The sequence below is a fragment of the Kitasatospora sp. NPDC004615 genome, from assembly GCF_042873545.1.
Lineage (GTDB): Bacteria > Actinomycetota > Actinomycetes > Streptomycetales > Streptomycetaceae > Kitasatospora.
Map to the genome: position 1 here is coordinate 681,253 of NZ_JBIALQ010000004.1, position 13,718 is coordinate 694,970.

Annotated in this window: 5 protein-coding genes; all 5 read right to left on the reverse strand. The window is 71.5% G+C overall.

Going from position 1 to position 13,718, the window contains the following annotated elements; genetic code table 11:
* Positions 1-30 precede the first annotated feature (30 nt).
* Entirely contained in the window at positions 31-5,850 is a 5,820-nt protein-coding gene (locus ACFYS8_RS17810; protein WP_387642104.1) for a ricin-type beta-trefoil lectin domain protein, read from the reverse strand.
* A gap of 431 nt (positions 5,851-6,281) precedes the next feature.
* Complete coding sequence (locus ACFYS8_RS17815; RefSeq protein WP_387642107.1) at positions 6,282-7,223, reverse strand: TniQ family protein; 942 nt, start codon at positions 7,221-7,223, stop codon at positions 6,282-6,284.
* On the reverse strand, positions 7,220-8,254 hold the full coding sequence (locus ACFYS8_RS17820; RefSeq protein WP_387642109.1) for an AAA family ATPase: 1,035 nt from the start codon (positions 8,252-8,254) through the stop codon (positions 7,220-7,222). Before ACFYS8_RS17820 ends, ACFYS8_RS17815 begins: the two co-directional genes overlap by 4 nt.
* A complete protein-coding gene (locus ACFYS8_RS17825; protein WP_387642111.1) occupies positions 8,248-10,584 on the reverse strand; it encodes a Mu transposase C-terminal domain-containing protein in 2,337 nt (778 codons plus the stop codon). The genes ACFYS8_RS17820 and ACFYS8_RS17825 overlap by 7 nt, the downstream gene beginning before the upstream one ends.
* Complete coding sequence (locus ACFYS8_RS17830; protein WP_387642114.1) at positions 10,581-11,312, reverse strand: TnsA-like heteromeric transposase endonuclease subunit; 732 nt, start codon at positions 11,310-11,312, stop codon at positions 10,581-10,583. Before ACFYS8_RS17830 ends, ACFYS8_RS17825 begins: the two co-directional genes overlap by 4 nt.
* Between the last annotated feature and the right edge of the window lie 2,406 nt (positions 11,313-13,718).

The following is a 13,718-nucleotide window of genomic DNA, read 5'->3' on the forward strand; positions in this document are numbered from 1 at the left end:
TCTCCCGAATTTCGCCGCCCGGCCGGTCAGCTACCAGTTTTTCAGATAGTACCGCATCAGGTCGGCCCGCGGCCGGGCGTTCGGGTTGACGTTCACTCCGCGCTTCCTGGAGACCTTGTCAATCTTGCTGAAATAATTCTTGACCAGCCTTACGTTGCGCTTCGTGAATCCTGCCGCCTTCACCTTGGCCAACTGTTCCGGTGTGTGCATGAGGATGTTCTTGAGCCGCGCGGGGCCGCGCCTCGGATGGACGTCCGTGCCCCACAGGGGGCCGTCGAGATCGTTCATCTTCGAGTAGCCGCGACTCTTCGCCATCTTGACCACCTTGTTCTGCAGGCGAAGGACCTGGCGTGACGTGCTCGCTGCCCCCTTGGCCGCGCGGCTGGCCCGTACCGCCTTCACCGCGGTGATCGCGCCCTTGGCCGCGATACCAGCGCCGACCACCTGGGCCGCGGCGGTCAGTGCCATCTCACCAGCCTTGGCCCAGTTGCCGGTGGCGGCGTACGAGATGGAGGAGACCGCTGCGGCGGCGGCTCCGATCGGGCCGGGGATGTAGGAGGCGACTTCGGCGACCTTGGCGACGACGTTGAGGACCTTCTTGAAGGAGAAACCCCAGTTGCCGTCGAGATCGGTGCAGTTGATCGGGTCGCCGGTGCAGTAGTCGTACGGGCTGGCGTTGCCGCCCGGGGTTGGGTCGGTCTGGAGGAAGCGGCCGAGTGCCGGGCTGTAGAGGCGGGCACCCATGAGGATGTCGCCGTCGAGGGCTTCGGCGGAGCGTTGTTTGCCGCCGAGCCAGCCGTAGCGGACGTTTGCCTGGCCGTCCTGTGGGATGCCGAACTCGTCGAAGTCCAGCACCACGGGCTTGGTGAGCGCGGTGTCGGTGGTGACCACGACGCTGCCGAACAGGTTGGTCAGCTGGAGGGTGACGTCGCCGCTTTTGCTCGTGGTCGCCACCAGGTCGCTGTCCGGGCCGGACACGTTGCGGGTCAGGCTGCCCTGCGTGGTGTCCTCGACGGTCCAGCGGACCTCGTCGCTGTCGTCACCGTAGTGGTTCAGCTTCGACGAGGCGTTCGCCCACGAGCCGTCGGCCTGCTTCTTCGAGGCGGTAAAGGCGGTCAGCCGGTGCGCGGCGTCGACCTGCCACTCCTGCTTGGTGTCTCCCTTCTCCTGGGACGCGACCTTGTCGTTGGCCCAGTAGGTGTTGGTCGAGCCGCTGCCGGTGGTCACGGTGCGGCCGAAGGCGTCGTACGTGAAGCCCGCGTCGGTGAGGCGGTCGGCGCTGTCGTAGGTGTGGTTCTCAGCGGCCGGATTGGCGGTGCTGCACGCCCCGGTCTCGGTGGACGCGGAGGTGAGCTTCGCCAGGCGGTTGGAGTGCGCGTCGAAGGTGTACTGGCGTGTCACGCAGCCGGCGGCGACGGTGCTCTGCTCGGCCTTGGTGAGGCGGCCGAGACGGTCGTAGCTGTAGGAGCGGGTCGCGGTGGACGAGGTGTCCTTGGCGACGGCGCCCTGGGTGGACACGTCGACCGACTGCGACCAGACGGTCGCGCCGTCGGCAGCGCGGGTGTAGGTGCGGCCGGTGGCCTCGCCCACCGCGTTGAAGGTGTCCTTGCGGACGATCCCGCCGGGGTACGTCTGCTCGGTCAGCTGACCGTTGGGGCCGTACGTCGCGGTGAACTCGCCCGCCACGCTGTCGGTGACGGAGGTGACCATGCCGCGGGGTTCCTTGGCACGGTCGTAGCCGTAGGACGTCGACCCGGTGGGGTCGGTGACCTTGGTGGGCTTGCCGTACTTGTCGAACTCGGTGGTGGTGGTGCCGCCGTCGGCGTCCGTGTAGGAGATCAGCCGGCCGAGCGTGTCCAGGACGCGGGTGAGCGACTTGCCGCCGGAAGCAGTCTTGACGATGTCGCCGGTGGCCGGGTCGTACTCCGTGGTGACCTGCGGCAGGGCCAGACCCTCGTCCGAGGTGATCTGCGTGGAGACGATCCGGTCCGCACCGTCGTAGACCGTCACGGACTTGCGGGACTTGCCCGCGTTGGTCTCCGTGACTTCCTCGGGCTCGCCGAAGCGCGAGTACCTGGTGATCCTCTTGACGGGCAGGGTGGTTGGCATGCGTGTCGAGTCGCCGCCGGCGATCGCACCGCCGGGGCCGGTGGTGCAGGGGCTGCCCGCCCACTCGGGGCGGTTGCCGCACGCGGCGTCGTCCGGGTTCGCGCCGGCCGTGTAGAACACGGTCTTGACGGTGGTCGCGTCCGTGCCCGTCGAGCCGGGCTTGCGGGACTCCAGCGCACGACCGGAGGCGTCATACTTGATCGTCGCGGTGAGCGCCTGCCCGGCAGCGTCGGTGGTGACCGACGTCGGCGTCTTCAGAGTCCAGCCGGAGGTGCCGCCGATCGGTGTGTCGTAGCCGTTCTTGGTGACCCGCAGTTCGGTGTCCTGCGCGTAGCCGTCGATTCGGGCGCCGTCGGTGGCGGTGGTGACCAGGTGGTAGGCCGCTCCGTCGGGCTTTCCTTCGTCGTAGGTGCTGGTGTTGTGGTCGCGGACCAGGACCGGGGTGCCGGCGGCGAGTGACGGGTTGAGCGTGGTCTTGGTCAGGGTCAGGGTGTCGATGCCCGCCTGGTAGAACGGCGAGACGGCGGACGGGTTGGTGCCGGTGACGACCAGGTCGAGCTGGTGGTCGCCGCGGGCCAGCTGTACGGCGCTTCCGGCGGACCACGGGGAGGTGGTGACGACGTTGTTGTAGCCGTCGAAGCTGCCGGTGACGTCGGTGCCGTCGAGGACGAACTTGACGACGCCGTAGTCGGCGGCCTTGGTCATCTTTGCGGAGAGCAGGTACTTGCCCTCCTCCGGGACGGTGACCCGGAACGAGGCGCTGTCGCCGGCCTTCTTGCCGACCAGCATCACCTGTGCGTTGCCGGACCAGCCGCCTCCGCCGACCCAGCCGCCATCGTTCTGGGTGATGACCTGCGCGGTGGTGCCGAGGCGGGGCATGTTCTCGCCCTCGACGGTGACGCTTGCCGGGGCGGTGCCGCCCGCGATGTCCTCGGAGAGGGTGGCGCGGTACAGCGGCCCGAGGGTCTCGGTGACGTCGATGCCGTCGGTGCTGTAGGTGGTGCGGGAGTCGAGCAGGCGGGCCCGGTCCGCGGACGCGGCGGGCAGGCCGAGTTCGTCGGTGAACCGCGCGCTGTCCGGGTGGCTGCCCAGTGCGATCGACCGGTTGGTGGCGCTGAGCGTGCGCACGGCATGGCCGTAGCGGTCATACTCGCTGGTGTCGATGTCTCCCTTGTCGACGACCGACGGGGTGGCGGTGTTGACCTCGTTGCCGGAGGCGTTGAGGTAGTGCACCGTGGCGGGCTTGTAGCCGTCCTTGCCCGGGGCGGTGGCCGTCGCCGAGTGGGTGCCCGGCTCGTCCTCCGGTCCGAACACTGCGGTGGCGTCGGTGGGGGCGTCGGTCTGCGCCCACTGCGTGACGTCCGCGCCGGACAGGTCGTACGGGCCGCCCGCGCCGCGGGTCAGCGGCACGTTGTAGACGACCTTGGTGGCGATTTCGCCGTTGACCTGGGCCTGCGTGCCCGGCGCCAGGGTTCCGCGGCGGACCTTCAGGAGCCGTCCGGCGTCCGGGTCACCGGCCGCCGCGCCGTAGTCGAAGTCCCACGGCAGCTCGCCCGCGGGGGCGATCCGCTTGACCCGGCCGGTGGCGTCATACGAGTAGGCGGTCTTCAGCGGCTGGTCGAGGCGCGGGTCCCAGACCTGCACCATCCGGCCCTGTTCGTCGTACAGGTATCGGGTGACCTCGACGGCCTCCTGCTTGGATGTGGCCGGGTTCCACGACCATGCCTTGACGGAGCGGATCCGGTCGGTGAAGTCACCGAGTGTCCCGGCCACCGCGGTGGTCGAGGTTGCGTAGTCGAAGTCCATTGCCTCGCAGCCGCGCGGCAGCGGATCGGTGAGGCATCCGCCGGCGTCGTCCACACCGGGCTCCACCGTCGGGACGGCGCGCTTGGGAAGCGCACGGCCGTCGGTGATGTCGTAGACGTAGCGGGTGGTGGAGGCCGCCTCGGGGCCGGTCTCGCTCTGGACCAGGAATTGATTGGTGCCCCGGCCGCGGCCGAACACCGTGGTGGTGCCGTCGAGGTCGGTGAGCTTGTAGGTGGTACCGGTGTTGTCGGGCGTCCACTTCTGGTTGAGACCGCCGTGGCACCAGTGCTGGGTGACCTGGGTGCCCTGCCCGCCGGAGTCGGGGGCGTCGAGGCACTTGCCGGAGTTGGCGTTCATCAGACTGCCGTCCGGGCGGAGCTCCCACTTCTGGGCGCCGCTGCGGTTGCACTCCCACAACTGGAGCTTGACGTAGTCCGCGGTGGAACTGTTCGGAACGTCCAGGCACTTGCCGAGTGCCTGGAGCGAGCCGTCGTCGGCGAGAGTCCACTGCTGCGCGGTGGACGGGTTGCAGTCCCAGGTCTGTACGGCGGTGCCGTTGGCCGTGTTGGAGCCGTTGACGTCCAGGCAGCGTCCGGTGGTCGGGGTGGTGATCCGCCCCGCGACGGCCGGCTGCGCGGTGAGCGTGAGGGACTCGGCGCCGGGCTCGGGGAAGAAGGTTCCGTCGGTGCCCTTGGCGAAGGTGAGCGAGGAGTCGTCGGTGAGCTTGATCTCCGCCAGATCGGACTCGGGGAAGACCAGCGAGCGGTAGTCGGAGCCGGCTCCCGCGTCCGGGCCGCCGGACCACTGCGGGCCGAACGGCGCGACGATCTCCTTCAGCGACAGGTCGTCGAAGAACACCTCCTTGCCGGCCGCCGAGAACCCGTTGTAGAGGCGGAAGAACGCCTCTGTCGCGCCCTGTGGGACGAACATGTCGACAGTCAGCTGTTGCCAGCCGTCGGTGAAGGCGGCCTTCTGCGAGGTCACCTGGGCGTAGCCCGCGGAGGTGCGGGTGAAGCCGGCCAGGCGCAGACCTCGGTCGGTGTAGTTGGGGCTGAGGCCTGTGGCACCGGGGACGTAGATCCAGCCGGTGAGCCGGTAGGTCTTGCCCGGCTGCATGCCCATGGCCATGGAGTTGTCGCCGCCGACGGCGGCGTAGGAGTCCTGGCCGGTCGCGACGATCCGCAGTGAGTCGGTGCTGTTGTCGTGACCGCGCGCGGTGGAGCGTTCGACGGTGTTCTGGCCGGCGGTGAAGCCGTCGGTGCCGTAGCCGATCTGCCGCTGATTGGCCGTCAGGCGCTCGCCCTGCGGCTGCCAGCCGCGCGCGAGGTCGCGCGAGGAGGAGGTCCGTTTCACCGAGGCGCCGAACTCGTCGGCGTCGGTGACGTCGACGGAGTAGTCGCCAGTGAGCAGGTTGACCGAGCCGGGGCCGATGCCGGTGCCGGCCGCGCCGTCGGCGTTGCGGTCGACAGTGATGGTGTTCCAGGCGGTGGCGTAGCCGTTACCGGAGCCGTCCTGCGGGAACAGCAGGGCACGGATCTGGACGACGCCGCCGACGTTGCCGAGGGTGTCGACCACCGTCCAGTTGGCGTGCGGGCCGAGATCGGCCAGCAGCGGCTTGGGGTCGGTGACGGGGGTGTTGTCGGCCTTGGTCAGGTTGGCGAGCGGCACGTTGTACTCAGTTGCGCCGGGACCTCGCCGGTACTGGTAGACCACCCGCTTGTACTGGGTCTGGGCGTCGACCTGGAGCTTGACGCGCTTGGCGGACTGGCTGCCGTCGACCGGGGAGACGAGTCCGGCCTGGCCGACCGAGAAGGAGTGGACGGTCGGGTCGGACAGGTTGCCCGCCCGGTCCTTCGACTGGACCTTCAGGGTGTGGTGGCCGTCAGTGGTGGGGGTGATGGTGGCGTTCGCCGCGCCAGTGGCATCGACGGTCACCGCGGCGGCGCCGTCGAGGCTGTAGACGAAGGCGGTCTGGTCGGTGACGCCGGTGGCCGGGGTGAAGGTGAAGGTGCCGGCCTGTCCCGCCCCGCCGTGCCACAGGTCGTCGGACGGGTAGAACGCGGAGCTGACGAACGGGGCGCCGGTGTGGCGGGTCGGTGATCGGCTGAGGAGCCTTGTTTCCGGGCTGGGGGTTGATGGGTTGGTTGAGAAGAACCGGGCCGTGGCGGGGTCGTGTTCGGGGCGGGGCCGGTTCTGAAGGATGCCGCCGGCTGGCTGCCTTGGCTGGTTGACCTGGGGGTTTTGGTGGTTGATCGAGAACTTGTGGATGCCATGAGAAGTGGTGGGGATTCCCGCAGTCTGAATGAGAGCCCTGTGTGCACCTGGGTGGGCTCGGGGGTGGCTGGGTGCCCGGTCGGCCTGGGGGTTTATCGGGTGTGGTGTCGGGTCCAGGTGGTGAGGAGGTCTGCGGGTAGTGGGGTGAGGCGGGGCAGGCCGAGCGTGTTGGCGGTGTGGTCGAGGAATGCGCGTACGGCTGGGTGGGGGCGGCCGTGGCGGGGTGCGGGGAACAGTCCAGTGGTGGCCAGGGTCCGGGCGAGGGTGACGGTTTCGGGGTAGGTGACGGCGTCACGGGCCAGGAGTGTCCAGGAGCCGGTCACGGGCTGCACGCCGGGGTTGGTGGCCTGGAGGAGGCGTCGGCGGTGCTGCCAGCGGGCGGTGAGGGTGGCGTGGGTGCAGTGGTCGTGCCAGCGGGTGGTGACCGCGGTGGCCCAGGTCCACGCGTCCGCGGTGTCCGCGCGGCGTTGTAGGCGCTGGTGGCTCGCGTGGGCGCGGGTGAGTTCGGGGAGCGCGGCGGTATCGAGGCTGTGGTGGGGGCCGGCGGCCCAGTGGTGGTGGTGCGGACACAGCCGTGTGTGGTCGGGCAGGTAGGCCAGGGCCCGGCCGGTGGTGCCGTGGGTGCGGCGCAGGGTACAGGTGGGGCAGGACCGCGCGGGTGCCTCGTGGGCTTCGAGCCTTTGCCAGGTGGCGTGGCCGCCTGTGTGGCCGGGGCGGGCGGGGACTGGGGGGAGGGCGTTCAGGCGGGGCAGGGCGCGGGTGAGGTGGTGGTGGGGGACGCGGGTGAACGCGGCGAGGTGGTGCTGCGCCGTGTGGTCGAGGTGGATCTCGGATCCTCCTGGCGTGTGGCCGGGGCGGCCGGTGGTGGTGATGTTCAGTCCGTCCAGGAGGTAGGGCGGGGGGAGGTGGTGGGCTTGGGCGAGGCGGGTGAGCCAGGAGGCGGTGCTCTCCGCCGGCAGGGGCCGGATGTCCTGGGTGGTGGGCGCGGGGGTGGGCAGCGCGGGGTGCGCTGCCCGGCCCGGGTGGGTGCTCATCTCGGGCCGGGCGGTCGGCGTCGGGCCTGGTGGGTGGGGCGGTGGTGTTCTTCGGCGAGGTGGTCGAGGGTGATCGCGTCGAGGGAGGTCTTGGTGATCTTCTCGGTGCCGTCGACGATGGCGGTGATCGCGGCTTCGCGGATGAGGCGGGAGAGGCTGCCGATGCGGCCTGCGGTGCGCTCGTGCAGGTAGGGGGCCAGGCGGCGCAGGGAGCCGGGGCGGTGGGCGGTGAGGTCGAGGGCGTTCTCGAACGCGGCCACGGTGGAACGGAACGGTGTGTGGTGGCCGTGGCGGGCGGGCAGGGGGTCGCAGTCGACCAGTGAGGCGCGCCCGGCGAGCTGGGCGCCGCGCACACCGGAGAACAGCGGGGTGTCGGTGACGTCGACGCCGGCGTACACGAACGTCGCGGGAAGCCGTTCGGAGAGGTCTTTGAGGAAGTCGGCGGCCTCGGCGCCGCCTGTGGTGCGGGGGTTGAGGCGGTGGATCTCGTCCACCAGGACCAGGCTCACCCCCAGGCTGGTGTACATGCTGCAGACAGTCGCGGTGAGCAGGGCCTGGGTCATGCGCGGGCCGACCGGCAGTCCTACGAAACGGGCGAACTCGGCGGCCAGGCTCTTGGCGCTCGCTCCGGGCGGCACCAGGATGTACGCGACCGGCGCCCGCCCGGGGACGGGAGTGTGGGACAGGGACCGCTGGTGCAGCTCGTAGGTGCGCCCGACTTCCTGGAGGGCGGTGCTCTTGCCGGTGGTGGGCGGCCCGGTGACGATCAGTCCGGGGCGGGCGGTGCCGTCCTGGTGGCGCCCGAGCAGTGTGAGGGTGCGCACGCTGGTGGTGATCTTGTCGAGGGCCGGGGTGCGTACGACGACGAACCGGGAGTGGTAGGCCAGCCGCTGGGCGGCGCTGCGCCGGGGCCCCTCGGGTGAGGGCGGTGCGGGTCGCCGGCGGTCGACGAAGCGCCGCCATTCCTCCCAGGTGGTGGGCGTTGCGCTCCCGGCCTGGGCCGCGGGCTGACGGGCGGTCGGGGTCACCACTGCTGCGCCTCCTCGGCGGCGTCGAACAGCCCGAAGCCGGCGTCCCCCGCATCCGCGCCGTCCAGGTCGTCCGCGTCGTCCCAGCCGGGACCGGCGTCGTCGAGGCCGTCCTCGTCGTCCTCACCGCCCGGGGCCGGACTTCCCGGGGGCGGCACCGGTGTGGGCCACGGTGCGGTGGCGTCGAACAGCGCCGCGGGGGCCTCGTCTTCCCCGGCCGCCGTCCCGGCCCGTGCGGCGCCGGCCGGCCGTGGCCGCGGAACGGCGTGCCCGCGATCGTTCGGCTGCTGCCCGGGGCCGGCGTTTCCTGCAGCGGTTGTCCGCTTCCGCGGCCTCGTTTCACCGCGCCTCGTTGCCTGCCCGCCCGGGTCATCCACGGTGTCGGGCCCGGTAGGCCTGTCGGTGTGGAGGGGGAGGGCGGCGGGTGCGTGGCGGGTGATCAGGGCGTGTTCGCGGGGGTGGGCGGTGCCGGTGCGTGCGCGGCGCAGGAGGTCGTCGAGGGCCTGGGCGAGGTCGGCTTCGTGCCGGTCGCGGTCCCCGCGCCGGGCGACGGTGTCCTTGAGGTGCTGCCACAGCTGGTCGCCGAAGGGCTGGTGGACGTGGTCGGCGTGGATCCACGGGATGGGCGTGAAGCCGCCGTCACCGAGGCGGACCCAGATCCGGCGGGCGTCGTGGGGGTTGTGGTGGACCTCCCACCGGCCCTGCTGCGCCGTGACACTGGAGGGCTGGCCGCGGTAGTCGTTGAGCGCGGGGTGGTCGTAGGTGCGGTGGTTCAGGCGGATGCCGCGCTCGGTGATCGGTTTCCAGACCACGGGCAGCAGTTCGATGTAGTCGTCGCCGCTCAGGGGGAGCGGCACGTGCCCGGTGGCGCCGAGCATGGCGCCCCACATCTCGTTCGGGGTCAGGGCGGTGGCGGGCATCGAGGGGTGGCGCAGTCCCTCGGTGGGGCGGTTCTGCCACTCGGTGGTGATCCACTGGTCGAGCATGTCCTGCAGTTGGGCGACGCTCCACACGGCTTCGCGCTGGCTGTCGGATCCGCGGCGCAGGACGTTGGAGCCGGTGTGGCCGGCGACGTGCTGGCAGAACAGGGTGTTGACGGACCCGAAGGCGCGCTCGACGTGGCCCTTGGCGGTGGGGCGCCGGGGCGGGGTGGGCTGCACGCTGATGCCCAGGCTCTCGCAGGCGGCCAGGAATGCCGCGGACAGGAAGATCCGGCCGCGGTCGACGACCACGGTCTCCGGCACCACCACTGGGCGGCCCGCGGCGGCCTCCAGGCGGGAGTCCGCGTCCAGGAGGTCCTCGTACGGCACGGGCGCGCGCGACAACGCCAGGGCGTCGGGCCAGGCGGTGCGCAGTGGGTGCGGGACGGCCATCTCGGCGAGCAGCAGCGCCGCGTCGACGGCCTTGGTGCTTGCCGGGCGCAGGACGGCGGCCAGGATGGAGCGGGTGGCGACGTCCAGCGCGATGGTCAGCTCCGGGCGGCCGGTGGTGCCGTCGGCGAAGACGGCCATGACGTCCAGGCGGGTGGAGTCGAGCATGACCTGCTCGCCCGGCCGCAGCGCCGCCGCCGGCGTGAACGGCCGCCCCGGTGAGGCGGTGGCGGTGCGTGCGGGCCGGCCGGGCAGTTCGGCGGGGTCGGCCAGCGCCTTCACCAGCCGGTAGAACGTCGCCTGCGCCGGAAGCTTCACCGCCCCCACTCCGTACCGCTCGTCCAGCATCTGGCGGGTGAGCTGCATCAACCCCTTCACCGTGCCCTTGGAACGGCCGCGCTGGCGCCGCAGCGCCTCCAGCACCGCGGCGACGACCTTCTCGTCGGCGCGCCCAGTGCGGCTGACCGGCTTGGTGGTGCGGTGGTCGACCAGCCCCCACAGCCCCTGGCGCCGGTAGTTCAACCGCATCCGCTGCACCGTGCTGACAGCGACGCGTTCCCACCCCAGCGCGGTGAGCTCGTCGGCCTTGGCCTGCTCCCGCTCGGCGAGCGTGCGCGAGAGCGGGTCGTACTGCGGCCGCGGCACCCCTGCCGCGCCCTCCCCGCCGACGAGCCCGAACTCCACTTCCTGGATGTGCCGCTGCCAGGCCAGCGCCTTCTCCTGCTCGCGTACCGGCACCGTCTGGAACAGCCCCCACTGCGGCACCCCCGCCTGCGGCCGCGCGCTGGTCACCGCGAAGTCCTGCGCCGCCACCAGGTGCCCGGCCAGCACGGTGGCGACCTCGCCCCGCTCGCCAGCCAGCCGCACCAGCTGCCCCTCCACTCCGACCACCTGCCAGGCCCGCCCGTCGAAGACGATGTGCGCGCCCACCGCCAGCACCCGCTGGCCCGACCCGCCGCTCACGCCGCCACCCCCCGGCCCACCACGGTCCCGGCGTCCAACGGCCGATCCGCCAACTCCGCGGACAGAGCACCGGACCACAGCAGATGGAAGACCATCGGCCCCGCCCGCAACGGCACACCCACCGCCGCGACCCCCTCCGCCAACGCCCTCGGCCGCGCGAACGCCGCCAGCACCGCCTCACGCAGTACCCCGTCAGCCCCGAACCGGGGATGCCGGTACCCGGCCAGCCACCGTACATTCGCCGCCACCACCGGCGACGGCGGATCCAACCGCCGATACACCCACCCCACCCCCTCACACACCCGCGCCAGCACCCGCGCAGCCCGCTGCGCCGCCGGCCCACCCGCACCCGGAACGGCAGGACAGTCGGCCAGCAGCGCCCCGCCGTCCGCGTACCGGGCGAACAGCTGCGGCACCCAGGAACGCACCGTGCCATCGTCCTCACGCCACAACAGCCGCACCGGCCGCCCCGCCAGACCCGTCACCGAACGCTCGCGGTCCAGCAGCATCAACTGCATCCGCATCGCCATCGACCCGTGCGCCACCAGCCGCCCCGTCGTCGAGGACCACCACCACCCCGGACCCCAGCTGCGCCCCGGCACCACCGGGAACGCCGCAACCGGACCCAACTCCTCGAAACGCACCTGCCCGGCCGCCCGCCCCAGGCGCTGCTGGACCACCTCGCCAGCGACCGTGACGAAGCACGCCTCCACCCTCGCCGCATCCACCAAACCCACCCCTCACCGCACAGACCTGCCGCCAGGCAGTCAAGTCCGTTGAGAATCCGGCAGATAGAAGAACGGACACCGTTCACTCCAACGAGTGCTGCACGTCCAGGCTCTACCTGGCGAGGGGCTGCGGGGTGTGACCTGTTGGTGTTGTGGGCGCGAAATAGCCCAACACACCGTGTTGTCTGGACCTTTGGTTGGACCTGTTGGGGGAGCGCGGCGGACGGCAGGCCGTGGCTGTGTGTAGCTGTTGGTGAGGTGCGGGAGGCTGGTCGAACGCTTGGGGGCCGGTGAGGTGTTGCTGGACCTTTACTCGGGGTGAATTCCGCCAGATATTCCGTTGGGTTATTTGTCGGATTGGTTGTTGGTAGCATTCTTAATTCGGGTTGGAATTGCGGCGGTGGGGGTGGTGGCGGGAGGTCGGTGTTCGGTTTCGTCCGGGGTGGAGTCGCCGGGCCCCCGTGTCGTCCGGGCCTGCTGCGCCCTGCTCGGTCGCCACTGTCCAGGGCCGGGGCCGTTGCCCCCGGTGGCCGTGCCCGCCTTGCTGCGCCGCCGTCCGGGCCGTCTGTTGTCCCGCTGCGCCGCTGCGCCCTTCGCCGGACGGCTGGGTGGCCGTCAGGCCGCCCCGGGGGTGGCTCTGGTGGTGGTCCGGGAGGCTGTCCCGGCGCTGTTCTGGTGGTGGGTGGGGGTTGTCGCGCTTGCTGTCGCGTTGCCTGTCGCGTCGGGGTGCTGTCGTGTGTTGTGACGTGGGCGGATACCCCTGTTCCCCTGTGTGTGGTGGGGGCGCGACAGGTGGGTGCGACAGGTGGCGGGGCGGGGCCGCGGCTGCTGCTCGGGTGGTGGCCGCCGCCGGTGCCGACGACCGCCAGGAGCCGGCGGTCCTGGCCGCCGTCCGGTGCCGCCGACGCCGCCCCGGGACCGCCGCCGGGCACGGCGGGGATGGTGGCCGCCGGGAAGGCCGGCCTTCTCCTGGTGGTGGTGCTGGGCGGCGGGGTGGCCGGTGGCCTGGTGGCGGGTGGGGGGTGCAACGCGGGGGTGCAACGCGGTGGTGCGGCGGGCCGCGACGCGGGGCCGTGTTGCGGGCCTGAACAGGTGTTATGTGGCCGTGAGCGGTAGCGGGTGGGCGTGTTGCACTTCGTGTTGCACTGGGCAGCGCCGGTTGGCCGGCCTCGACGGCCCGCCCGCGTCGCCCGGTGCCGCGCTCCGGTGCCGGGCCCTGGCCGTCGTTCTGGTCGGCCGCCAGGCCGTCCCGCTGCGCCGGTCTCGGCCGTCCGGCTGCTGTGCCCGTGCTCGCGCTGGCCGCCCGGTGCCGCGCCCCGTTGCGCTCCGCCCCGGTGGCGCCCTGGCCGCCGTCCTGGCCGCCGTCCTGGTCCGGTGTTCGGTTTGGTGTCGCCACTTCGGGAATTGCCTGGGTGACGTTGGGCGGGATTTCCTGGGCGGTCTGGAAGGGCAGTCGCCGTGTCGGCATGGAGGGCCGTAGGCCCATTTCCGGCGCGCCTGAATGCGATTCCTCGCCGCTGCGCCCAGAAAGGGTTTCTGGTTTCCGCCTGAAAAGGAGTGGAAGGTAATTCGGATTCCCGCCGGAAGCGCGGCCGGATAGAGCCGGGATGGACGGTTGCCGCGAGGTTGCCCGTTCACGTCTCACGCCCGTCTTGGAACCGGCAGGATAGAGCTGCACGGAAGCCAGGGAAACGCCGCCGGATTCGCTTCGGATTCCAGTCCGGAGTCTGCGGTTGAGGGCCCGTCAGCCACCGCCGTCCGGGGCGTTGGTGAGGGCCCGCCACCGGGTCGGGGAGGCCCGAGCCGGACCGGAGGCCCACCGGCGCCTCCCGAGGGCCGCAGGCCCCGCCCCGCCTGGTTGATGGGCCGTCAGCCCAGCAACCAGGCGGCGGACCGGCCATCGGCCGGGGCCGGGGGAGGGCCCCCGGGGGTGGGGGTGTGGCTGATACCGGAAGTCCGCGACACATCGTCAACGCCGAGGGCCGCAGGCCCCGGCCGGCACCCCGCCCTCCCGGAGGGAGGGGCCACTACCCGAATTCCGCGTCACATCGTCAACGCTCACCCCCGGGCGCAGCCCGGAAAAGCCCTGCCAGCCAATCGGCCCGTAGGGCCGTCAAAACACCAGCCCAACAAGACCGGAAAGCTGACCGATTGACGGGCCGTAGGCCCGGAGAAAAGCCGCCCGATAGGCGGAGCGCAGCGACGCCAAACGCCCACCACAACGGTGCGCACCAAGCCCGCGAATTCGCCACCGGCGAATTCCCCCAACCACCCACCCACCCACCGAGGCGCAGCCGAGGCCAACGCCACGCACGGTGACGGCGCAGCCGTCACCCCCGCACCTGACGCCGCGTCAGCGGCGTTGCTCCCGCGCCAGCGGGAGCTCAAGCCGCAGGCTTCCGCCCC

Bases quoted from the DNA above. Each gene is read 5' to 3' on its own strand.
- ACFYS8_RS17815 (WP_387642107.1), bottom strand. From the start codon at position 7,223: ATGAGCACCCACCCGGGCCGGGCAGCGCACCCCGCGCTGCCCACCCCC.